20 protein-coding genes are annotated in these 22,767 nt (G+C 68.1%); 12 read left to right on the forward strand and 8 right to left on the reverse strand.

The features are described 5' to 3' along the window. The first annotated feature begins 51 nt into the window (after positions 1–51). Positions 52–1,017 (forward strand): class 1b ribonucleoside-diphosphate reductase subunit beta, encoded by a 966-nt coding sequence (gene nrdF / locus CJ177_RS05510; RefSeq protein ID WP_005240291.1) that lies wholly within the window; start codon positions 52–54, stop codon positions 1,015–1,017. Positions 1,018–1,128: 111 nt separating this feature from the next. On the opposite strand, the gene CJ177_RS05515 is transcribed toward nrdF, so the two are convergent. Genes CJ177_RS05515 through CJ177_RS05525 form a run of 3 tightly spaced genes read right to left on the reverse strand, consistent with a single transcriptional unit; the run spans position 1,129 to position 3,721 of the window. Then, on the reverse strand, positions 1,129–1,602 hold the full coding sequence (locus tag CJ177_RS05515) for an NUDIX domain-containing protein (RefSeq protein ID WP_095867386.1): 474 nt from the start codon (positions 1,600–1,602) through the stop codon (positions 1,129–1,131). Between the two features lie 8 nt (positions 1,603–1,610). Beyond that, a complete protein-coding gene (locus CJ177_RS05520) occupies positions 1,611–2,678 on the reverse strand; it encodes an iron-siderophore ABC transporter substrate-binding protein (RefSeq protein WP_095867387.1) in 1,068 nt (355 codons plus the stop codon). Positions 2,679–2,713: 35 nt separating this feature from the next. Beyond that, positions 2,714–3,721, reverse strand: a complete 1,008-nt coding sequence (locus tag CJ177_RS05525) for an iron-siderophore ABC transporter substrate-binding protein (RefSeq protein ID WP_005240297.1) — start codon at positions 3,719–3,721, stop codon at positions 2,714–2,716. 301 nt (positions 3,722–4,022) lie between these two features. Here CJ177_RS05525 and ctaD point away from each other — a divergent pair, with 301 nt between their 5' ends. The 3 genes from ctaD to CJ177_RS05540 all read left to right on the forward strand — a co-directional run bounded on the left by ctaD (position 4,023) and on the right by CJ177_RS05540 (position 7,914). Continuing rightward, positions 4,023–5,813: a cytochrome c oxidase subunit I gene (gene ctaD / locus CJ177_RS05530; RefSeq protein ID WP_005240299.1), complete on the forward strand. Its 1,791-nt coding sequence runs from the start codon at positions 4,023–4,025 to the stop codon at positions 5,811–5,813. Between the two features lie 104 nt (positions 5,814–5,917). Next, positions 5,918–7,138 (forward strand): phosphoserine phosphatase SerB, encoded by a 1,221-nt coding sequence (gene serB, locus CJ177_RS05535; RefSeq protein ID WP_005240300.1) that lies wholly within the window; start codon positions 5,918–5,920, stop codon positions 7,136–7,138. Then, a complete protein-coding gene (locus tag CJ177_RS05540) occupies positions 7,135–7,914 on the forward strand; it encodes an aminoacyl-tRNA hydrolase (protein WP_005240302.1) in 780 nt (259 codons plus the stop codon). The genes serB and CJ177_RS05540 overlap by 4 nt, the downstream gene beginning before the upstream one ends. A 644-nt stretch (positions 7,915–8,558) precedes the next feature. Here CJ177_RS05540 and glgX read toward each other — a convergent pair. Beyond that, a complete protein-coding gene (gene glgX, locus CJ177_RS05550; protein WP_095867388.1) occupies positions 8,559–10,706 on the reverse strand; it encodes a glycogen debranching protein GlgX in 2,148 nt (715 codons plus the stop codon). A 50-nt stretch (positions 10,707–10,756) separates the two neighbouring features. Here glgX and CJ177_RS05555 point away from each other — a divergent pair, with 50 nt between their 5' ends. From CJ177_RS05555 to CJ177_RS05575, 5 genes are all read left to right on the forward strand, one after another. After that, entirely contained in the window at positions 10,757–11,581 is an 825-nt protein-coding gene (locus CJ177_RS05555) for an ABC transporter ATP-binding protein (RefSeq protein ID WP_009479645.1), read from the forward strand. A gap of 65 nt (positions 11,582–11,646) precedes the next feature. After that, a complete protein-coding gene (locus CJ177_RS05560; RefSeq protein ID WP_095867389.1) occupies positions 11,647–12,489 on the forward strand; it encodes an NUDIX hydrolase in 843 nt (280 codons plus the stop codon). Between the two features lie 57 nt (positions 12,490–12,546). Further along, complete coding sequence (locus CJ177_RS05565; protein WP_005240312.1) at positions 12,547–13,326, forward strand: enoyl-CoA hydratase/isomerase family protein; 780 nt, start codon at positions 12,547–12,549, stop codon at positions 13,324–13,326. A 55-nt stretch (positions 13,327–13,381) separates the two neighbouring features. Beyond that, positions 13,382–14,353, forward strand: a complete 972-nt coding sequence (locus CJ177_RS05570; RefSeq protein ID WP_005240313.1) for a class I SAM-dependent methyltransferase — start codon at positions 13,382–13,384, stop codon at positions 14,351–14,353. A gap of 1 nt (position 14,354) precedes the next feature. After that, positions 14,355–15,512 (forward strand): SAM-dependent methyltransferase, encoded by a 1,158-nt coding sequence (locus tag CJ177_RS05575; protein WP_095867390.1) that lies wholly within the window; start codon positions 14,355–14,357, stop codon positions 15,510–15,512. Between the two features lie 39 nt (positions 15,513–15,551). Here CJ177_RS05575 and CJ177_RS05580 read toward each other — a convergent pair whose 3' ends face one another. Continuing rightward, positions 15,552–16,859: a PQQ-binding-like beta-propeller repeat protein gene (locus CJ177_RS05580; protein ID WP_095867391.1), complete on the reverse strand. Its 1,308-nt coding sequence runs from the start codon at positions 16,857–16,859 to the stop codon at positions 15,552–15,554. Between the two features lie 139 nt (positions 16,860–16,998). Here CJ177_RS05580 and CJ177_RS05585 point away from each other — a divergent pair, with 139 nt between their 5' ends. Further along, complete coding sequence (locus CJ177_RS05585; protein WP_095867392.1) at positions 16,999–17,742, forward strand: acyltransferase; 744 nt, start codon at positions 16,999–17,001, stop codon at positions 17,740–17,742. 25 nt (positions 17,743–17,767) lie between these two features. After that, on the forward strand, positions 17,768–18,025 hold the full coding sequence (locus tag CJ177_RS05590; protein ID WP_061041312.1) for a DUF3253 domain-containing protein: 258 nt from the start codon (positions 17,768–17,770) through the stop codon (positions 18,023–18,025). Positions 18,026–18,033: 8 nt separating this feature from the next. Here CJ177_RS05590 and CJ177_RS05595 read toward each other — a convergent pair whose 3' ends face one another. From CJ177_RS05595 to CJ177_RS05605, 3 genes are read right to left on the reverse strand one after another with little or no spacing between them, the layout of a single operon-like run. Next, entirely contained in the window at positions 18,034–19,278 is a 1,245-nt protein-coding gene (locus tag CJ177_RS05595) for a glycosyltransferase family 4 protein (RefSeq protein ID WP_005240323.1), read from the reverse strand. Continuing rightward, positions 19,275–20,873 carry a glycoside hydrolase family 57 protein gene (locus CJ177_RS05600; protein WP_179443157.1) on the reverse strand — a complete coding sequence of 533 codons (1,599 nt, stop codon included), beginning with the start codon at positions 20,871–20,873 and terminating at the stop codon, positions 19,275–19,277. Before CJ177_RS05600 ends, CJ177_RS05595 begins: the two co-directional genes overlap by 4 nt. Further along, positions 20,870–21,697, reverse strand: a complete 828-nt coding sequence (locus CJ177_RS05605; protein WP_095867393.1) for a bifunctional 2-polyprenyl-6-hydroxyphenol methylase/3-demethylubiquinol 3-O-methyltransferase UbiG — start codon at positions 21,695–21,697, stop codon at positions 20,870–20,872. Before CJ177_RS05605 ends, CJ177_RS05600 begins: the two co-directional genes overlap by 4 nt. Before the next feature lie 241 nt (positions 21,698–21,938). Here CJ177_RS05605 and CJ177_RS05610 point away from each other — a divergent pair, with 241 nt between their 5' ends. Next, positions 21,939–22,739, forward strand: coding sequence for an electron transfer flavoprotein subunit beta/FixA family protein (locus CJ177_RS05610; protein WP_005240334.1), 801 nt, complete (start codon positions 21,939–21,941; stop codon positions 22,737–22,739). Positions 22,740–22,767 lie beyond the last annotated feature (28 nt).

A 22,767-nucleotide genomic window follows, 5' to 3' on the forward strand; every position in this document is an offset into this window, starting at 1 on the left:
TCAACCGCCGGCGGTTGACAAGTACTCACAGCCGAACGAAGTGAGGAATCAATGGTCAAGCTGGTGAGTCGCGTATCCGCGATCAACTGGAACCGCGTCCAGGACGAGAAGGACGCCGAGGTGTGGGACCGTCTCGTCGGCAACTTCTGGCTGCCCGAAAAGGTGCCGGTGTCCAACGACATCCCGTCGTGGGGGACGCTCACGCCGCAGGAGAAGCAGCTCACGATGCGGGTGTTCACGGGGCTGACGCTCCTCGACACCATTCAGGGCACCGTGGGCGCGGTCAGCCTCATCCCCGATGCCATCACCCCGCACGAAGAGGCGGTGTACACCAACATCGCGTTCATGGAGTCGGTACACGCGAAGAGCTACAGCTCGATCTTCTCGACGCTGTGCTCCACCCGCGACATCGACGACGCCTTCCGCTGGTCCGAGGAGAACCCGAACCTGCAGCGCAAGGCCGAGATCGTCATGGACTACTACCAGGGCGACGAGCCGCTCAAGCGCAAGGTGGCATCCACCCTGCTCGAGAGCTTCCTGTTCTACTCGGGCTTCTACCTGCCGATGTACTGGTCGTCGCGGGCGAAGCTCACCAACACCGCCGACCTCATCCGCCTCATCATCCGCGACGAGGCCGTGCACGGGTACTACATCGGCTACAAGTACCAGAAGGGCCTCGAGCAGCTCACCGAGGCCGAGCGCGACGACCTCAAGAACTACACGTTCGAGTTGCTCTTCGAGCTCTACGACAACGAGGTCGACTACACCCAGGACCTCTACGACGAGGTGGGCCTCACCGAAGACGTCAAGAAGTTCCTGCGGTACAACGCCAACAAGGCGCTGATGAACCTCGGCTACGAGGGTCTGTTCCCCAAGGACGAGACGGACGTCAACCCGGCGATCCTGTCGGCGCTCTCACCCAACGCGGACGAGAACCACGACTTCTTCTCCGGCTCGGGCAGCTCCTACGTCATCGGCAAGGCCGTCAACACCGAAGACGAGGACTGGGACTTCTAGAGCGACCCGCTCGCGACTTCTAGAGCGACCCGCTCGCGACTTCTAGACCCGTCGCCCAATGTCACACCGGTTCGGTTCGACTGCACCGGTGTGACATTGGGCGAACTGCGTTCAGCGGCGGAACCACGCCTCGGGCTCGTCCTGCAGCGCCTTGTCGAGCCGCAGCCGCGACGACGGGGTGAGGTCCGGCGGCAGCGCGCCGGGGGAGAACCAGGCGACGTCGTGGTTCTCGTCGTCCGACACGGCAGCCTCCCCGCTCAGATACCGCGCGAGGAAACACACGTCGAGATACTGCGCGACGTCGCCGTTGGGATAGGTGATCGGATCGGTGACGTCGACACTCGTGATCCGGACCAGTTCGGCGTCCACGCCGGTCTCCTCGCGTACCTCACGCAGCGCGGCGGGTCCGGGTTCCTCCCCGGGTTCGAGGATGCCGGACACGACCGCCCATTTGCCGTTGTCGACGCGCCGGGTCAGCAGCACCCGGCCGTCGGCGTCACCTACGACGACACTCACCCCGGACAGCCACAGCGGCGCGGTGCCGACGTGGCCGCGCAGGGCGGTGACGAACTCGGGTACGGGCACCGGGCCTCCTAGCCGACGTAACCGTTCAGCGTGTTCCTGAGGTCGGTGAGCATCGCGCGCGCAGCGACGACGCCGTTTCCGCCCCACACGTCACCCTCCACGGCGAAGACCCGCTTGTCGGAGGCCGCCTCGAGGTCTTCCCATGCCTCACCGGACATCACGTCCTCCGCGTGCGCGGTGCCCTCCTCGCCGTCGAGGACGGCGTAGATGAGGTCGCCCTCGGCCTGGTCGATGTCGGATTCGGAGATCGGTTCGGTGACTGTGCCGTCGAGGTTCTGATAAGCGGGTCGCCGCACTCCGGCGTCGGTGAGGACCTGGCCGGCGAACGTGGCCGGACCCTCGACCTCCATGCTGTCGGCGTCGAATCGGACGACGGACGCCTGTGTCTGCGCGGCATCGATGTCGACGCCGAGCTGCTTGGCGTCCTGCTGGTATTGCTCGAGCGCGGCCGTCGCCGCGTCGGCCCGGCCCAGGGCGTTGCCGGCGAGGAGGAACTGGGCCTTCCAGTACACGGGGTCGGAGCCGACGAACACGGTGGGCGCGATGGGGGAGAGCGCACCGTACAGCTGGTCGGACGCCGGACTCGATCCGAGGATCAGGTCCGGGTCCGCCTGCGCGATCTTGTTCACGTCCGGGGCGTCGACGGATCCGACGCTCGGGATCTCGGAGATGCCCGTGCCGAGGTATCCGGGCTGAGGCGAGTCCCCGTCGAGGGTCGCCGCGCCGACCACGTTCTTCCACAGACCGAGTGCGCACACCGCGTCCAGTGCGGCGCTGTCGAGTACCACGATCCGCTGCGGATCGGACGGAACGTCGCTCTCGCCTTTCGTGTGGACCACCCGGTGCGTCGAGCCGGCCGCGAGTGCGGCGTCGACCGGGGCCGGCTCGGCGCAGGCGGTCGTGGTGTCCCTCTCGATGCCGACCACGCCGGCTCCAGCGATCTGCGTGGTGGTCCGGACGATGGACGCTGCCGGATCGTCGTCGGACGGTTGAGAGCAGCCGGCGACTGCGAGCGCAGCGACGGCGGCGACGAGACCGGTGGACGCGCGGCGGGCGGAAAACCTACGAGGGGACAATTCGGCGACTTCCTGTGTGTGCGGGCGCGTTCAGGTTAGCCGCTGTGCTTGTCCACCCCGAACGTGTCCGACAGGTCGTCGAGGATGAGGTGCGCGCCCTGGATGCTGACCGGCGACATCCAGCGGGCGTCGTCGACGTCGACCTTGCGTCCCTTCAGCGTCTGCCACAGCGGGCTCTCCAAGAACGGCTTCGCCGCTTCGGCGCTCTTGCCTGCCGGGTCCTGCCAGGTGCTGACGAAGATGGCGTCGCCCTCCGCTTCGCTGATCAGCTCGGGGCTGATGGCTTGCATGATGTTGTCCGGATCGGCCGGATCGGGGCCCTGGCTCTGCGGACGGGCAAGCCCGGCGTCCGAGAGGACGATCCCGCTGAACGAGGTGGTGCGGTAGAGGCGTGCCGTCGGCTCGCCCGCGAACCGGACGACCGAGATCACCGGATTCGACGCCGTGTCGTTGATCTCCGCGCCGACGGCGGCGGCCCGCTCCTCGTAGGCGCCGATCTTCTGCTCCGTGAGTTCCTCCTTGCCCAGTGCCGTGCCGACGAGCCGGATGTTGTCCTTCCACGTGGGCCCGGTCGTCTCGGTGAAGATGGTCGGCGCGATAGCGGACAGTTGCTCGTAGTTCTTCGCGTCGCGCACTTCGGCGGAGATGATCAGGTCGGGTTGCAGCGCGGCGATCTGCTCGAGGCTCGCGTTGCTGACCTTGCCCACCGATTCGGCTTCCGCCGCGAACTCGTCCCGCGAGGAGCCGAGGTAGTCGGGCAGGCCGGGTTCGCGGTAGTCGACGTATCCGACGAGCGGCGCCTCGAGGAGGAGGACGGCGTCGGTGAAGCTGTTGTCGAGTGCCACGATGCGCTGCGGCGCGGCCGGGATCTCGGTACTGCCGCGGAAGTGGTCGACGGTGCGGGGGAACTGCCCGGTCGACGAGGTGGTGCTCGACGCGGCGTCGGAGTCGTCACTGCTGGAGCAGGACGTGATCGAGAAAGTGGCTGCAGCGGCTAGTGCGACCGCGCCGGCGACGACCCGGCGTCGGGAGAGAACGTTCACATGGAGCTCCTGATCGAAGTTAGGTGAGCGAAACCTTAGCACCGGGGATTCGGGGTGTCGGAGCCTCCGGGCTCCGTGTCGACCGGTCACGTGCGACACGCCGGACCGCGTGACAGTGAGCACTCCCCGGTGCGACAAACCGCAGGTCGCATGCGCCACAATTTGCTCTGAGTCCGGGTAAGTACGACAGTGGGTAGGACCCAGTCGGAGGCCGCTCAGGGCACGGTCTACGATTCGATGAGCGCAAGCCAGAGACCGTTCGCCTCGCAGCCCGGGGACGGACGCGCATTCAGGAGGATCAGTGACTGCCGTAGCGCCCCAGCCAGTCCCCGCGATAGCTGCAGCCAGGCCTTACCCGCCGCGGCAGGGACCCAAGGGCTCGTTCATCTTCAAAATGATTACGACCACCGACCCCAAGGTGCTCGGAATCATGTACTTGACGACCTCGATCGCGTTCTTCCTCATCGGTGGTCTCATGGCCCTGATGATGCGCGCCGAGCTCGCTGTGCCCGGTATGCAGTTCTTGTCGAACGAACAGTTCAACCAGCTGTTCACGATGCACGGCACGATCATGCTGCTGCTGTACGCGACGCCGATCGTGTTCGGGTTCGCCAACTACATCCTGCCGCTGCAGATCGGTGCCCCCGACGTGGCGTTCCCGCGACTCAACGCGTTCAGCTACTGGCTGTACGTGTTCGGCGCGATCATCACGACCGCCGGCTTCATCACCCCCGGCGGTGCCGCGGACTTCGGCTGGACCGCCTACACGCCCCTGACGAGTGCGCTGCACTCCCCGGGCGTCGGCGCCGACCTCTGGGTCATGGGCCTCGCGGTCGCCGGCCTCGGCACCATCCTCGGTGGTGTCAACATGATCACCACCGTCATCTGCCTGCGTGCCCCCGGCATGACCATGTTCCGCATGCCGATCTTTACGTGGAACATCTTCATCACCAGCATCCTGATTCTGCTGGCGTTCCCGCTGCTGACCGCTGCATTCATGGGCCTGTTCGTGGACCGTCACCTCGGTGGCCACATCTTCGACCCGGCCACCGGCGGTGTGCTGCTGTGGCAGCACCTGTTCTGGTTCTTCGGTCACCCCGAGGTGTACATCATCGCGCTGCCGTTCTTCGGCATCGTCTCGGAGATCTTCCCGGTCTTCAGCCGTAAGCCCGTGTTCGGTTACAGCGGCCTGGTCTACGCGACCCTGGCGATCGCCGCCCTCTCCATCGCGGTGTGGGCTCACCACATGTACGCCACCGGCGCCGTGCTGCTCCCGTACTTCTCGTTCATGACGTTCCTGATCGCCGTCCCGACGGGTGTGAAGATCTTCAACTGGATCGGCACCATGTGGAAGGGGCAGTTGACGTTCGAGTCGCCGATGCTGTTCTCCATCGGCTTCCTCATCACGTTCCTCTTCGGTGGTCTGTCCGGCGTCATCCTCGCGAGCCCGCCCCTCGACTTCCACGTCACGGACACCTATTTCGTGGTCGCCCACTTCCACTACGTGGTCTTCGGCACCGTCGTGTTCGCCACCTACGCCGGCATCTACTTCTGGTTCCCGAAGATGACCGGACGCATGATGGACGAGCGTCTCGGCAAGTGGCACTTCTGGACCACGTTCATCGGCTTCCACGGCACGTTCCTCGTCCAGCACTGGCTGGGTAACGAAGGTATGCCGCGTCGCTACGCCGACTACCTGCCCTCGGACGGCTTCACGTTCCTGAACTCGTTCTCGACGATCTTCGCGTTCGTCCTCGGTGCCTCGACGCTGCCGTTCATCTGGAACGTCTTCAAGAGTTACCGGTACGGCGAAGTCGTCACTGTCGACGACCCGTGGGGTTACGGCAATTCGCTCGAGTGGGCCACCAGCTGCCCGCCGCCGCGGCACAACTTCACCGAGCTGCCGCGCATCCGCTCCGAGCGTCCCGCGTTCGAGCTGCACTACCCGCACATGGTCGAGCGGATGAAGGCAGAGGCGCACGTCGGACCGGGCCACGGTGGCAAGCACGCCAGCACCGTGCTCGAGAAAGAACGCCACGAGCCGCTGACCGTCGGCGACGAAGGCGACCCCGGAACCGACACCGGCCGCTGACACATCAGTTTCGGAAAGGCCCCGCCCCAGCAACGGGCGGGGCCTTTCAGTTGGCACAATGGGTGCCGGACAAGCCGCGCGAGCAACATGATCGGAGTACATCGGTGGGTGCAGCTGACACCACTGTCCTGGTGACCGTGACGGGCCCCGACCGACCCGGCGTCACCTCGGTGCTCTTCGGGTCGCTCTCCCGCCACGACGTGAGCCTTCTCGACGTGGAGCAGGTGGTGATTCGTGGGCGACTGACCCTCGGTGTCCTGGTGGCCTGCCCCGAGAACGGGGAAGCGCTGCAGGAGGAACTCGAAGAGGCGATGGCCACCGTCGGGATGTCGGTGGACGTCGAGATCGGTGCCGATCCGGGCAGGCAGTCGCTGTCCACCCATGCCGTGGTCGTTCTCGGTAGCCCGGTGTCGGCTCGCGCGCTGCGTTCGGTGGCCCGGGAGATGGCAACACTCGGGGTCAACATCGACTCGATCCGCGGCGTCGCCGACTACCCGGTGACGGGCCTCGAACTCCTGGTGAGCGCTCCCGGCACGGCAGAGGCGGACAAGAGTCTGCGCACCGTGCTGGCAGAAGTGGCCGTCCGCGAGAACGTCGACATCGCCGTCGAACGCGGGGGACTGGCCCGTCGCGCCAAACGGCTCATCGTGTTCGACGTCGACTCCACCCTCGTCCAGGGCGAGGTCATCGAGATGCTCGCCGCGCGGGCGGGCGTCGAGGACGAGGTGCGCGCCGTCACCGAATCGGCGATGCGCGGCGAGATCGACTTCACCGAGTCCCTGCACCAGCGGGTCGCGACCCTCGCCGGCCTCGACGCGTCCGTGATCGACGACGTCGCGGAAAACTTGGAACTGACACCGGGCGCCCGCACCACCATCCGGACGCTGCGCAGGCTCGGCTTCCACTGCGGTGTGGTGTCCGGCGGATTCCGGCAGGTCATCGAGGGTCTGGCCCACGAACTGGAACTGGACTTCGTGCAGGCCAACACACTCGAGATCGTGGACGGCAAGCTCACCGGCCGGGTGATCGGCGACATCGTCGACCGGGCCGCGAAGGCGACCGCACTGCGCAAGTTCGCCGCTCAGGTCGGCGTCCCGATGGAGCAGACGGTGGCGGTCGGCGACGGCGCCAACGACATCGACATGCTCAACGCCGCCGGGCTGGGAATCGCGTTCAACGCCAAGCCCGCTCTGCGCGAGGTCGCGGACACCGCACTGTCGCACCCCTTCCTCGATGCCGTGCTGTTCATCCTCGGGGTCACCCGCGACGAGGTCGAGGCCGCGGACGCGGTGGACGGCGTGGTGCGACGAGTCCCGCTGTCGTGACGGAGTCGTGCCGGGGCGCGGTCACCGGGGAGACCGGTGACGACACCCTGTGGGCGGCGCGTCACGCCGTCCTCGCGGCCGGATACGGCGGCCGGCCGGACCCGGACGACCCGGCGCAGGTCCTCGCCATGCCGATCGTGCTGCACATTCCGAAGGCCGACCCCCCGCCGCGTAGTGCTCTGCTCGAAGCTGCAGCCACCGCGGCCGTGGCGTTGTGCCTCGACCCTCGCGTCGGCCCCGACGAGACGGGCGCGCCCGGACCGTGGCAGGAGGATTACCTCGCCTGGATCGGGTCCCGGATCCGCAAGGTGACGCGGCGGGCGCGGGGAGCCGGGTGGCGTGCGGCGCAGGAGGTCGACGGGATCACCGTCGACGTCGACGGGGCACAGGCCCGCGCACTCGTGCCCGTCGCCGTCGGTGCGCTCGATCCTCGCATCCGGAAGTTGCAGATCGGCGGGACCGATCTCGACCACGACGACCCCGGAGAGATCCCGGACGGGGATCCGGTGCTGTGGATCAACTCCGCTCTGGACATGACGGTGGGGAAGGCCGCGGCCCAGGTGGGTCACGCGTCGATGCTGCTCGCCGGTGCGATGCCCACCGAGCAGGCCCGCGCGTGGGCGGCCACCGGCTACCGCTGCACGGTGCGGGACGCCGACGTCGGACTGTGGGAGGAGCTGACCATCGAGGTGGTGCGGGGCCGGGCGATCGCCGTTCGCGACGCCGGTTTCACCGAAGTGGCTCCCGGCTCGATGACCGTGATCGCCTGCCCCTGAGCGTCGACGCATCGACAGTCCAGTGTGCGCGTCGTGGCTATGGGGTGCGGCAGGATTTCCCGGAACACTGACGTCATGCTCGCTCGACGCCTGATCGCTCTGTTCGCCGGACTGTGGCTGTACGGCTTCTCGATGGCCATGATGATCACCGCCGGCCTCGGTCTCGACCCGTGGGACGTGTTCCATCAGGGGGTCGCGGATCGCACGCCACTCAGTTTCGGTGTGGTGACCGCGCTGACCGGTGTCGTGGTGCTCGCGCTCTGGATCCCGATCCGTCAGAAACCGGGCTTCGGGACGGTCGCCAACGTCGTAGTCATTGCCGTCTCGGTGGACACCTCGCTCGCGTTCCTCGAACCCGCCGACTCCCATCTCGTGCGCATCGTGGTGATGCTCGGTGGCGTGGTCCTCAACGCGCTCGCCACCGTGCTGTACATCGGTGCGGGGATGGGCCCCGGTCCGAGGGACGGTCTCATGACCGGTCTGGTCGCGCGGACCGGGCTGTCGGTGCGGGTGATCCGCACGTCGATCGAGGTGACCGTGCTGGCCACCGGCTGGTTGCTCGGCGGCACCGTGGGTGTGGGCACCGTCGTCTACGCGCTGGGCATCGGCCCGCTCATTCAGCTGATGATGCGCTTCGGTGGCATCTACCCGACCGCACGGAAGACGAGCAGCGTCGGACCGGACAGTGCGATCGTGGAGTCTCCGGAGATCGGGCCGCCCGGCGCGGGTGCGCCGTCGGGGGACGCCGAGTCGAATTCGGCGAGCACCGTGCCGTAGAACCATTCGGGACAGCCCAGCGTGATCACGGTGGGTCCGCCCGAGTGGAGGACGAGAAGCCAGCTGTCGTCGGTGAGCTGGTGCCCGTCTTCGGTGTGGGAGCGGATGTCGGATCCGTCGATCCACGCCTGGAGGGTGCGCCTGGAGTCGTCGTACCACGCGGGGTCGTCCATCTCCGCGCCGTCGGCGCCGAACCACACGAGGTCGGGATGGCCGGTGGGTGTGCGCCTGCCCTCGAAGAATTCCGGCTGGCGCAGCGCGGGGGAGGCGCGTCGGAGGTCGAGGGCGCGGGTGACGAATGCGGTGAGACTCGTGTCCCCGGTGCTCCAGTCGAGTGGCCAGGAGTCTTCACGAGGGGTGTCCTCGGGGACGCAGTACGCGTTGTTGTTGCCGCCGAGGGTGTGACCGAACTCGTCGCCTGCGGTGAACATCGGCGTGCCGGTCGACAGTGCGAGCGTGGCGAGGAGCGCGCGGACGTGCCGGGACCGCGCCTCGATGATCGACGGATCGTCGGTGGGACCTTCGACGCCGTGGTCGACGGAGTCGTTGTGATCGGCGCCGTCCCGGTTGTCCTCGCCGTTGGCCTCGTTGTGTTTGCGGTCGTACGACACGAGGTCCGCGGCGGTGAACCCGTCGTGCGCGGTCACGAAATTGACGGACGCCCACGGCCGCCGGTTTCCGAATACGTCCTCGGAACCCGCCACCCGGGAGGCGAGATCGCGTACCCCGGTACCGCCGTTCCAGAACCGCCGAACGGTGTTGCGGTACTTGTCGTTCCATTCCGACCACTGAACGCCGAAGTGCCCGACCCGATATCCGTCCGAAGTGGCGTCCCACGGTTCGGCGATCAGTTTGCACCGGGAGAGAACGGGATCCGCCGTGATTGCGGAGAAGATCGAAGCGCGGGAATCGAATCGGCCGCCACCGGGCCGGCCGAGAGCGGACGCGAGGTCGAACCGGAAGCCGTCGACGCCCATGTCGTGCGCCCAGTAGCGCAGGCTGTCGCCGATCATCCGGACGGCGACGGGCGACTGTGCGTCGACGGTGTTCCCGCAACCGGTGAGATCGATGTCGCGACCGTCGGAGTCGAGGAGGTAGTAGCCGGGGGCGTCGAGGCCGCGCCAGCTGAGGCTGATGCCGTCGACGCCCTGCTCACAGGTGTGGTTGTACACCACGTCGAGGACGACCTCGATCCCCGCGGCGTGCAGCGCGTCGACCATCGTGTGGAATTCGGTGATCTCCTCACCGGGCACCACCGCATAGCCCGGGTGGGGAGCGAAGAACGCCGCGGTGGAGTATCCCCAGTGGTTGCGCATGCCCCGCGAGCGGACGGTGGCCTCGGAGACGTACGCCTGGACGGGAAGCAGTTCGACCGCGGTCACCCCGAGGCGGACGAGATGACCGACGACAGCGGGTTCCGCGAGACCCAGATACGTTCCGCGGTACTGCGGTGGCACGTCGGGGTGCCGTGCGGTGAACGATCCCACGTGAAGTTCGTAGACAACGGTTTCCTCCCAGGGCCTTTCGATCCGCGGTCCGCTCGTGCGGGCGTGGTCGGCCGTCACCACCGACAGCGGGGTGTGGCCCAGGCTGTCGACGCGCGACGGGCCGCCGAACGGGTCGCCGTCGTGGGAGACCAGTGCGTCGTGGTCGCCGAGTTCGCCCGTGATGCGGGTCGCCCACGGATCCAGAAGCAGCTTGGCGGGGTTGAGGCGCACGCCGCGTGCGGGGTCCCAGCGCCCGTGCGCGCGGTAACCGTAGCGCTGTCCCGCACCGACCCCCTCGACGATGCCGTGCCAGATGCCGTACGTCCGCTGGACCAGATCGATCCGCGTCTCGTCGCCGCCCTCGGAAATCAGGCACACCTGTACCAGTTCGGCGTCGGGAGCGTGAACCGCGAACTGCGTTCCGGTGCCACGCACTTTCGCTCCCAGGGGAAACGGTGATCCGGGCAGCCGCAGACTCGGCGGGAGCGACGACATCTCGCCGGGGTGCGAATCGATGTGAGGCGACACGCAACTGATCCTGCCGTGAATGCTCGGAAGATGTGCGGGAAGATGGGTCCGTGCATGAACCTGATCCTGATCTCCTCATCGAATTCGACGACGTTCTCCTCCGCCGCGGGGGCAACACTCTGGTGGGCCCGGTCACCTGGAAGGTGGAACTCGACGAGCGGTGGGTCGTCCTCGGACCGAACGGGGCAGGAAAGACGTCGTTGCTCCGGATCGCGGCCGCCGAACTGCATCCCACGAGCGGAAGTGCCTACCTTCTCGGCGAGCGGCTCGGCCGCGTCGACATCAACGAACTGCGACCGCGGATCGGACTGTCCTCCTCGGCTCTCGCCAACCGGGTGCCGTCCGAGGAGATCGTGACCGATCTCGTCGTCTCCGCGGGCTACGCGGTCCTCGGACGCTGGCGTGAGCGCTACGACGACATGGACACCGACCGTGCCGTCGAGATGCTCGAGAGCCTCGGTGCCGAGCACCTCGCCAAGCGCACGTACGGCACCCTGTCCGAGGGCGAGCGCAAGCGCGTCCTCATCGCCCGTGCGCTGATGACCGACCCGGAACTGCTGCTGCTCGACGAGCCTGCCGCCGGTCTCGACCTCGGTGGGCGCGAGGAACTCGTCGCGCGCCTCACCGATCTCGCCGCCGACCCCGACGCCCCCGCGACGGTTCTCATCACCCACCACGTCGAGGAGATCCCGCCGGGATTCACTCATGCGCTGCTCCTCAAGGAGGGGGAGGTGGTCTCGCAGGGGCTCCTGGATCAGGTCATCACGGCCGAGAACCTCAGCGAGGCGTTCAGCCAGTCCATCAGCCTGGACAAGGTCGACGGCCGGTTCTTCGCGCGGCGGACCCGCGTCCCCGGCGCGCACCGGCGGGGCTGAGGACCGGCCGTCACACCGGGGGACCGACTGCGACCCGCGTCACCCGGCGGCGTAGGTTCCGAGACATGGTCTCGAAGCAAGAGCAGGCGCCCCGCGACAGTACCGACGTGGCACCCAAGGACGCGTCCACCGTCATCCTCATCCGTGATGCCGCGGCAGACGCCGCGGCGTCCGGTATCGAGGTGTTCCTCCTCCGCCGGGTGAAGGGGATGGCGTTCGCCGGCGGCATGACCGTGTTTCCCGGCGGCGGGGTCGACCCGTCCGACGCCGACGCCGAGGTCGACTGGGCGGGACCGTCCGTCGACTGGTGGGCCGGGCGGTTCTCCACCGATGCGGCGCGCGCGAAGGCCCTCGTGTGCGCGGCGGTGCGCGAGACGTTCGAGGAATGCGGCGTGCTTCTCGCGGGACCGAGTGCGGACACGGTCGTGGCGGACACGTCCCGTTACGCGCAGTCCCGCATCCAGCTCGAGAAGCGGGAACTGTCGTTCAGCGACTTCCTGAAGCGCGAGAACCTCGTCCTGCGAGCCGACCTGCTGCGGCCCTGGGCCAACTGGATCACCCCCGTCGGCGAGAGCCGCCGCTACGACACGCGTTTCTTCGTCGCCGCCGCACCGCACGGTCAGATCGCGGACGGCGCGACGTCCGAGGCCGAGCACGTGCAGTGGCAGAGTCCCGCCGCGGCGCTCGCGCACTGGCAGGGCGGCGGAAGCATCCTGCTGCCGCCGACGTGGAGTCAGCTCACGGCGCTCAGCGCGTTCGGTTCGGTCGCGGAGGTGCTGGCCGCGGAGCCGGGGATCCCGGTGATCCTGCCGACGCTGATCACGGACGAGGAGCAGCTCCGAGTCGAGTTCCCGGGGCAGGACGGCTACTACGAAGCCGGTCCGCATCCGTGGGCGTCCCGCGACTGATCGCGATGCGGCGGGCCGCGAAACCGGGTCGGGGGCAGACAAGTAGCCTTTTGCCTCATGGCTGAGTTTGTCACTCTCGAGGTATCCGAAGGCATCGGCACGATCCGGCTCGCGCGTCCACCGATGAACGCCCTGAACCGTCAGGTTCAGCAGGAGTTGCGGGCAGCGGCGCGGGAGGCGACCGTCGACGCCGACGTGAAGGCCGTCATCGTCTACGGCGGCGAGAAGGTCTTCGCCGCGGGCGCGGACGTGAAGGAAATGTCCGAGATGGACTTCGGGCAGATGTCCGACGTGATCGGCGACCTGCAGTCCGACCTCGCGGCGGTCTCCGAGATTCCGAAGCCCACCGTCGCCGCCATCACGGGGTACGCGCTCGGCGGCGGCCTGGAGGTCGCGCTGTCGGCGGACCGGCGCATCGCGGGCGACAACGCCAAGCTCGGCGTGCCGGAGATCCTGCTCGGCGTCATTCCCGGCGGCGGCGGCACCCAGCGTCTCGCCCGGCTGATCGGACCGTCCAAGGCCAAGGATCTGCTGTTCACCGGCCGGTTCGTCGACGCCGAGGAGGCTCTCGCGATCGGTCTGGTCGACGAGGTCGTGGCGCCGGACGACGTGTACGAGGCGGCCCGCACGTGGGCGTCGCAGTTCACGAAGGGAGCGGGCCGCGCCCTGGCTGCGGCGAAGGCCGCCGTGGACCGTGGGCTGGACGTCGACCTGGGTACGGGGCTCGCGGTGGAGCGTCAGCTGTTCACCTCGTTGTTCGCCACCCGGGACCGCACGATTGGGATGGAATCGTTCATCGAGAACGGCCCAGGTAAGGCTCAGTTCACGGGCGAGTAGTCTGGACCCCGAAACTAGAACCTGTTCACTCTTACCAGCGAGTAGGATTTGCCGCATGACTGCAAGCGCCCATGACGACCCAGCTCCTCATCCGCACGCCACCGCCGAAGAGGTAGAGGCTGCGCTGAAGGACACCAAACTCGCCCAGGTGCTGTACCACGACTGGGAAGCCGAGACGTACGACGAGAAGTGGTCGATCTCGTACGACGAGCGGTGCATCGACTACGCGCGCGGACGTTTCGACGCCGTCGCGGGCGATCAGCCGCTGCCCTACGAGCGGGCGCTCGAACTGGGCTGCGGCACCGGATTCTTCCTCCTCAACCTGATGCAGGGTGGGGTCGCGAAGACCGGTTCGGTCACCGACCTCTCGCCCGGCATGGTGAAGGTCGCCCTCCGCAACGCCGAGGGCCTGGGATTGTCCGTCGACGGCCGAGTCGCCGACGCCGAAACCATCCCGTACGCGGACGACACGTTCGACCTCGTCGTGGGTCACGCTGTCCTGCATCACATCCCGGATGTCGAGCAGTCGCTGCGTGAGGTTCTGCGCGTCCTGAAGCCGGGCGGGCGTTTCGTGTTCGCCGGTGAGCCGACCACGATCGGCAACTTCTACGCCCGCTGGCTGGGTCGCGCGACGTGGGAGGTCACCACCCGGGTCACCAAGTTGCCGTTCCTCGCCGACTGGCGTCGCCCGCAGGCGGAATTGGACGAGTCCTCCCGCGCGGCCGCGCTCGAGGCCGTCGTCGACCTCCACACGTTCGATCCGAGCGACCTCGAGAAGATCGCGAGGTCGGCAGGCGCCGAGCAGGTTCACGCGGCCACCGAGGAATTCGCCGCCGCTCTGCTCGGGTGGCCCGTCCGCACGTTCGAGGCCGCTGTGCCCCCGGAGAAGCTGGGCTGGGGCTGGGGCCGTTTCGCGTTCACCGGATGGAAGACGCTCAGCTGGGTCGACGAGAAGGTTCTCCGGCACGTGGTTCCGCGGGGATTCTTCTACAACGTCATGATCACCGGCGTGAAGCCCGGCAACTGAATTGGGCTATGCGTTCACTGCCGGGGACGTGGAGTTCCTGCAGAGCCCGGAAGGGGCAGCCGCTCTCGCGGAGATGGACGGCTTCGCACTGACCACGTCTACGCGCCTGGCCGACATCGGCCGGGCGCGTACGCGTTTCGGCTCACACGTGGCGTTGCTGGTGGAGACCGTGCTGTTGCGGCGGAAGGCGGCCGCCAAACTTCCCGGCACCGAAACCTGGTTCTTCACGGACGACGCCCTGCAACAGGCGACGCCGCGTGCGGTCGCCGCGCACCGTGCGATGCGGCTGAAGGGCCGGGACGTCCACGACGTCACGTGCTCCATCGGCGCCGAACTGGACGCGGTGGTCGGGACGGCCGCAACCGTGATCGGCAGCGACCTGGACCCGGTCCGGCTCCTGATGGCGCAGCACAACGTTCCCGGGGCGGTCGTTCTCCGCGCCGACGCGCTCGTCCCGTGCACCCGCGGCACCGTCGTGCTCGCGGATCCGGCGCGACGGTCCGGCGGCAGGCGCACACACGACCCCGCCGCGCTGGAGCCGCCGCTGCCCGATCTGATCGACGCGTACCGTGGACGGGATCTCGCGGTGAAGTGCGCCCCCGGACTCGATTTCGATCGGCTCGGCTGGGACGGCGAGGTGGAGGTGGTGTCGCTCGACGGCGGCGTGCGCGAGGCGTGCCTGTGGTCGCCGGGACTGTCCGGAGCCGGTGTCACCCGGCGGGCGAGCGTCCTCGGCTCCGACGGCACCGCGTGGACGGTGACGGACGCCGAGGACGACGACATCCCCGAACGCGCTCCGGGCGAGTGGATCATCGACCCCGACGGCGCCGTCGTGCGTGCGGGCCTGGTGCGGCACTACGCCGCCCGGCACGGGCTGTGGCAGCTGGATCCCCGGATCGCCTATCTCACCGGCGATTCGGTTCCCGACGGCGTGCGGGGCTTCCGCATTCTCGAACAGGTGAAGTATTCGGAGAAGTCGCTGCGGCAGGAGCTGGCGCGGCACGATTGCGGGGTGGCGGAAATCCTCGTGCGCGGCGTCGACGTCGATCCCGCGGTCCTGCGTCCCAAGCTGAAGCTACGCGGAAGTCGTTCGCTCAGTGTGGTGATCACGCGGATCGGCCGAGCCGGCGTCGCGTTCATCTGCGCTTCGCGCCCGTGAGTACTTCTCAACCGCCGGACGTTGACAAGTACTCACGGGTCAGCGGAGGACGAACAGCTCCCCGAGCAGTGTCGGGGTGAGGACTTCACCCTTCGGCCCGACGGACGTGCCGACCGTGAAGCCCTTCGCCCCGGGCAGGGTGTCCTGGTCGAGGGTTTTGCCGGTCCCGGTGTCGAACGTGAGCATCGCCAGCCCGTCCGTACCCTCGCGGACCACCGCGTAACCGGTCGACCCGGCTGTCTGCGCCGGGACGCCCAGCTGCAGCAGATCCTTCCGCTCCCAGACCAGTTCGGCGTGATCGCCCTTGTCCTGCAACGCCAGGAGGTGACCGTCGAGTCCGCCGGCGGGGATGATCAGACCGTCCGCGGACGTCGACGGGCTACCGGCAGCGGCGTACCCGATGTCGTAGCTCCACTTCGCATCACCGGTCGCGGAATCGATCGCCCACAACGTGCCCCAATTGTCGTTGGTGTAGACGACGGAGCCGTCGGCCGACAAGTCGGGGCTGGACGCGCTACCGCCCGGCAGCGCATCGCTGGACCATTCCTGGGTGATGGCGGGGTTGTCGCCGCCGGAGTACTTCATCGCGACGAGTTCCGCCGCGGGTGCTCCTGGGGCGAAGAGCGTGAAGTAGAACTTGCCCGACTCGAGGTCGATCGCCGGCATGTTCGCGACCGGGCAGTCGGGTGCGCCGAAGAAGCAGCCGCTGAGACCCTTGTCGTCGGGCAGGATGTCGACGTTCGCGCCCTCGGCGACGGACGGCGGCGGGACGAGGTCGTACGGTGCCACGACCTTCTGACCGGTCTGCGTGTCCACGACGTTGATCTGGCCGAGCTGGGTGATGAAGAGGAGATTGCCGTCGCCGGTGAACTGCGCCGACAGCGGCGTCCCGACCACCGGTGTGCGCCAACGCAGCTGGCCGTACTCGTTGAACGAGTTGATGGCACCGTTCTCGCCCACGTACACGTTGGCGGCGCCGTCGACGATCGGCGTGGACGCCACGACACCCGGCGCGAGCTGACGGCACCAGCGTTTGCGGCCGCTGTCCATCTGGTAGGAGAAGAGGTTGCAGCCCTTCTCGGTGCGGGCCGTGATGAAGATCTGGCCGCTGGCGGCCACCGACGCGTAGTTCGCCACCGGACCGCCGAGCGGACGCGACCAGGCGAAGGAGAGGTCGCGGGAACCGGTGACGGGGCTGGTGTCGCTGTTGCGGGCGTCGGCGTGCATGCCGGGCCACCCGCCGGCGGAGAAGATGTCGTCGACCTGCGTTCCGCTGCTGCAGCCGCTGAGGACGACAGCCGAGATCGTCGCCAGCGCCAGTACTGACGAACGTAGGACCCGCCGCATTACATCTCCTCGTCTTCGATAACGCTCGGCCCAGAGACTATCCCGCCGAGGCTGCGCCGATCGGCACACCCCGATGCCGGTGTCGGAGTCCGGACACACCCGAACGGGGGCGCGAGCCGTGAACGTAGGCTGACAGGCTATGACGAGCATGTGGGGCGCACCGTTGCGTACGAGGTGGCGAGGATCGCGGCGGAGCGACAGCGAGCAGGCCCGCTTCCTGACACGCGACTCGCTGCGATGGGTGCTGGCGAACAAGGCGTACACGCCGTGGTACCTCGTGCGGTACTACCGGCTCGCGAAGTTCAAGCTGGCCAACCCGCACGTGATCCTGCGCGGCATGGTGTTTCTCGGCAAGCGGGTGGAGATCCATTCGACCCCCGACCTGTCGCGGCTCGAGATCGGCCGCTGGGTGCACATCGGTGACGGCAATGCGATCCGCTGCCACGAGGGCTCGCTGCGCATCGGCGACAAGGTGGTCTTCGGCAAGGACAACGTCGTCAACACGTACCTCGACATCGAGATCGGCGCGTCGACGCTCGTGGCCGACTGGTGCTACATCACCGACTTCGATCACCGCATGGACGACGTGAACGTCCCGATCAAGGATCAGGGCATCGTGAAGGGCCCGGTCCGCATCGGACCCGACACGTGGGTGGCGGCCAAGGTCGCGGTTCTCCGCAACACGCGGGTGGGGCGAGGCTGTGTCCTCGGCGCGCATGCCGTCGTGAAGGGTGACATCCCGGACTTCAGCATCGCCGTCGGTTCGCCGGCCAAGGCCGTGAAGAACCGAAAGGCCGAGTGGGAGGCGGGCGCGTCCGAACGCGCGAAGTACATCGCCGCCCTCGAGGACATCGCCCGGAAGAAGGCGGCGCAGGAGAACTGACCGCCGCGGTGGCATAGTCGGCGTCATGACCGTGTCGGACAGTGAACTCGAGGAGCGCATCCGGGCGCTCCTCGACGCGCGGTCCGCGAGGTCGAGCATCTGCCCGTCGGATGTCGCGCGGGCCGTCGCACCGGACGACTGGCGTCCCCTCATGGAGCCGGTGCGGGAGGCCGCCCGGCGTCTGGCCGACGCCGGGGAGGTCGAGGTCACTCAGAAGGGTGCCGTGGTGGATCCGGGATCGGCACGGGGTCCGATCCGGATCCGGCGGGCCCGCACGGCCTGAGGGCCACGTCAGCGACCGGGCAGCGGACGCTCGGGAATCTCCGGCCTCGCCAACGGGTGCCGCACCCGCCGCTTGGCGCCCGCGTAGACGTGGACGGTGTCCTCGGCCACCGTGTGCCAGTCGAAATCCGCGGTGAGACGGTCACGGGCGGCCACCGCGCGCTGCTGGGCGCCCGCCGGGTCGTCGAGGACTTCCCGGACCGCGGACGTGAGCCCGGTGACGTCGCCCGGCTGGAACGACATGCCGGTCTCCCCGTCGACGACCGCTTCACCGAGGCCGCCGGCGGTGGACGCCACGAGCGGGGTGCCGGAGGCGGCGGCCTCGAGTGCGATGATGCCGAACGGCTCGTACCGGCTGGGCAGGACGATGGCGTCGGCGCCGTGCAGCCACCCGAGCAGTTCGATGTGGTCGAGGTTGCCGAGGAAGTTCACGGCACGGGCGACGCGATGGGTGCGGGCCTGCTGGTAGAGCCAGGTGAACTGGGTGCCCTCACCGGCGATCGACAGAGTGGTCCCGGGGTGGCTGCGGCGGATGCGGGGGAGCGCGGCGATGGCGTCCTGCACACCCTTCTCGTATTCGAGGCGGCCGACGAACAGTAGTTTCGGCGGTCCGGACCGTGGCGCGCGCTCGCGGAAGCTCCAGGTGGTGAGGTCGATTCCGTTGCGGATCACCGTGATCGGCGGGAGCTGCGGACCATAGAGGGTGGTCACTTCGTCCTGCATCGACGCGGAACAGGTGATGAGCGCATCGGATTCGTTGGCCAGCCACCATTCCACCGAATGCACCTGCCGGTTGATCCGGCCGGACACCCAGCCGCTGTGCCGTCCGGCCTCGGTGGCATGGAGTGTGGAAACCAAAGGGACGTCGTAGAATTCGGCCAACGCGATGGCGGGGTGGGCCACGAGCCAGTCGTGTGCGTGCACCACGTCCGGCTGCCAGCCCTCCCCGACACCGGGCTTGTGCAGGGCGACGCCGGCCCGCACCATCGCGTGCCCCATCGCGAGTGTCCACGCCAGCATGTCCTCGCCGAAGACGAAGTGCGCGGGGTCCTCGGCGACGGCGACGACCAGGACGCCGTCCTCGATGTGGGTGACGGTGGGATGGGTGGAGGCGTCGGTGCCCGACGGCCGCCGCGACAGCACCACCACTTCGTGTCCGGCCGCCGCGAGTTCGGTGGCCAGGTGGTGGACGTGGCGGCCGAGACCGCCGACCACGACGGGTGGGTATTCCCACGACACGATCAGGATCTTCACGACGCCCCTCCCTCGGTGCCCGTCAGCCGGTGGTCCCTGCCGGGCAGACGCCGCGCGTCGAGCCCGGGGAACACGCCGTCGGCGCGGTTCCATCCGTCTGCGAGCCGGTTCGCGGCCGCGTCCTTGCCCGCCGACATCGCGGCCGCGATTTCGCGGGTGGCATGTGCGTGCTTGTGTGCCCGGTCGCGGGCATATCCGGCCGCCGAATCCTTGCTGACCATGAACGCCCAGTCGCTCGACACCGTCATGAGTGCCTCCCGCAGTATCTGATCGTTCACGCGGTTCCGGAGCGCGGGACGTCCGGGGGCAGCATCGGTGTCGCGGGCCTTGTCCACGGTGTCGAGGGCAGTCGCGACGACCTCGGAGTTGAGTTGCACCAGGTCCGAGACCTGATCGCCGGCCCACACCCGCCAATCCTTGCCGGATCCCCACGACGAGTTCTCGAGCTGGACGGGTTCGCCCACGTAGCCCTGCCGGCGGGCGTCATCGAGGGTGCCGACCCGGATTCCGGCCTCGGGCAGCGCCCGCAGCACCTTCTCGAGCCACTCGGGGCCCTCGTGCCACCAGTGCCCGAACAGTTCCGTGTCGAACGCGGCGACGACGAGCGCGGGCCGTCCGATGCGCTCGGACTCGTCGCGCAGCCGCCTGCGGACGGTGGCGACGAAGTCGGCCACGTGCCGGTCGACCGCGGCCGTAGCAAGGGCGGGGTCGTACGGCGCCTTGTCGGCCGAGTCGACCGTGCGGCCGGTCACCCGGGCCGGTTTGAGGCCGGTGTCGTGGTCGTACGTGTGGAAGTCGCGGTAGGCGCCGTGCCCGGGGTAGCCCGACTTCGGCGACCACACCCGGTAACTCACCTGCAGGTCGCGTCCGAACGCGACCACGTCGGACTCACGGACCGGCCTGCCGAGCGACGTGTCGCCGCGCAGGGCGGGACCGTCGACCATGAAATGAGTGACACCCGCCTCGGCGTATCCGGTCTCCATGCCGGGGGTGTACCCGCATTCGGGCCCCCAGATACCTGTCGGCGTGCAGTTCCACCGCGCGGCGGCGTCGGCGAGCCCCTCGCGGAGGGAGAAGGCGCGCAACCGCGGGTCGAGCAGCGGCTGGAACGGGTGTGCCAGCGGCCCGCCGAGCAGTTCGAACGCCCCGCGGTCGAGAAGGTCGCGCAGTACCGGTGAGCCGCCGTGCCGCCAGCGCAGTTCGAAGTCGGCGAGTGCGGCGGCGGACGCGCGGTGCTCGCGGGCACCGAGATCGCGGTGCGCGTCGTCGGGCATGCCTGCCGCCTCGTGCGCGCGGATCTGCCAGTTCCCGAGCCAGTGGTGCATTCCTGCCAGACAGTGCGGATCGTCGAGCTGAGCGGCGAGAACGGGGGTGATGCCGAGGGTCAGCAGATGCGAGCGACCCTCGTCGGACAGCCGCCGCAGCATCGCGGTGAGAGGGAGGTACGACGCCGCCCACGACTGGTACAGCCACTCCTCGCCCACCGGCCACCGGCCGTGGTTGGCGAGCCAGGGCAGGTGGGAGTGCAGGACCAGGCAGAACATGCCCGGTTCCGTCGCGTCGCCCGCTCCGGTGCGGTTGTCGGATTCGGTCACCGAACGGGATCTTTCACCGCGACGGCCACCAGGTCGAGGCTGTCGTCGATGTCGCCCTCGTGCAGGGCGAAATCGTCGACGGTGATGCCCTCGACGTCGCGGGTCAGTTCGTCGGGCCAGGGTTCGCCGGCGAGTGCGCGGTCGATCTGCGCGCCGATGAACGAGCCGCCGTGCTTCGCGTCGAGGGATTTCAGCCGGTCGCCGTGATGGACGCCGGTCATGAGTGCGACCCTGAATCCGGCCTCCTCCAGGAGTTCGGTCAGCTCGGCCGCGTCGAGTTCGCGGGTGTGGAACGGATTGAGGGGCGTGTCGCGGCCAGGCGAGAACGTGATGCGGTTGGGGGTGCTGACGAGCAGTTCCCCGCCGGGCGTCAGCACCCGGAAGCATTCGCGCAGGAATTGCGCCTGGTCCCACAGATGTTCGATCACCTGGAAATTGACGACGGTGTCTACGGATTCGTCGTCGAGGGGAAGCTCCGCGAGGTTGCCGTGCAGCATCTCGACGCGGGGGTAGCGCGCACGCACGTGCTCGACCGCGGAGATGTCGTAGTCGAGTCCGGTGACGCTCTGTGCCACATCGGCAATCATGTTGGCGCCGTAGCCTTCTCCGGATCCGGCCTCGAGTACCCGGCGTCCCGCGCAGCGGGGGAGGAGGTCGCGGTAGACCACCTCGTGACGCCGGAACCAGTAGTTCTCCTCGGGGATCCCGGGCACGGTCCGCTCGCCCGTGAGGGGCAGTTGCTCGTCTCCGGTCGATGGCAGTTGCTCGTGACCGAGCGGGGGAAGCGGTGCGTCCTCGCGGTCGCCGACAAATGATTCGCTCACCGCTGCGAGGTTAGTGCCACTGGCAAGGTCGCTCGTCCAGGTGGTCTACATCACAGGGATGAAATGCGCATTCGGCCGTTATGGTGAACGAGACTTTCACGCAAGTTACCGACCGGTAACTTAACGTGGGGTAATCTGTCGCAGAGCCATCGTGCGACGAAATATCGACAACGAGAGCTCGGCCCACGCGGAGCAACTCACGATAACCACGCAAGAACACACAGGAGGTCGACGAAGACCCATGACGAACATCGTTGTTTTGATCAAGCAGGTCCCCGACACGTGGTCCGAGCGCAAGCTGACCGACGGTGACTACACGCTTGACCGCGAGGCCGCCGATGCAGTGCTCGACGAGATCAACGAGCGCGCCGTCGAAGAAGCGCTCCTGATCAAGGAGGCTCAGGGCGGCGAGGTGACCGTCCTCTCCGCAGGTCCGGACCGCGCCACCGACGCCATCCGCAAGGCCCTGTCCATGGGTGCCGACAAGGCAGTGCACATCAACGACCCGGCCCTCCACGGCTCCGACGCGGTGCAGACCGCGTGGACCCTGGCCGCGGCACTCGGACAGATCACGTTCGAGAACGAAGAGCCTGCCGACCTGATCATCGCCGGTAACGAGGCCACCGACGGCCGCGTCGGCGCCGTCCCGGCCATCATCGCCGAGTACCTGGGCATCCCGCAGCTCACGCAGCTGCGCAAGCTCACGGTCGCCGACGGCACCGTCACCGGCGAGCGCGAGACCGACGAGGGCGTCTTCGGCCTCCAGGCGAGCCTGCCGGCCATCGTCAGCGTCACCGAGAAGATCAACGAGCCCCGCTTTCCCTCCTTCAAGGGCATCATGGCCGCGAAGAAGAAGGAAGTTCTCGTCTACACGCTGGCCGACCTCGGTGTCGACCCGGAGACCGTCGGTGTCGCCAACGCGGGCACCACCGTCACCGCCTCCACCCCCAAGCCCCCGCGTACCGCTGGTGAGCGCATCGTCGACGAGGGCGACGGCGGCAGCAAGATCGCTGCCTACCTCGTGGGCCAGAAGATCATCTGATCGCGCCCCTCTACAGACCAGCAGACAC

This window comes from Rhodococcus sp. ACPA1, assembly GCF_002300195.1.
In the GTDB taxonomy this organism is placed as follows: domain Bacteria; phylum Actinomycetota; class Actinomycetes; order Mycobacteriales; family Mycobacteriaceae; genus Rhodococcus_F; species Rhodococcus_F opacus.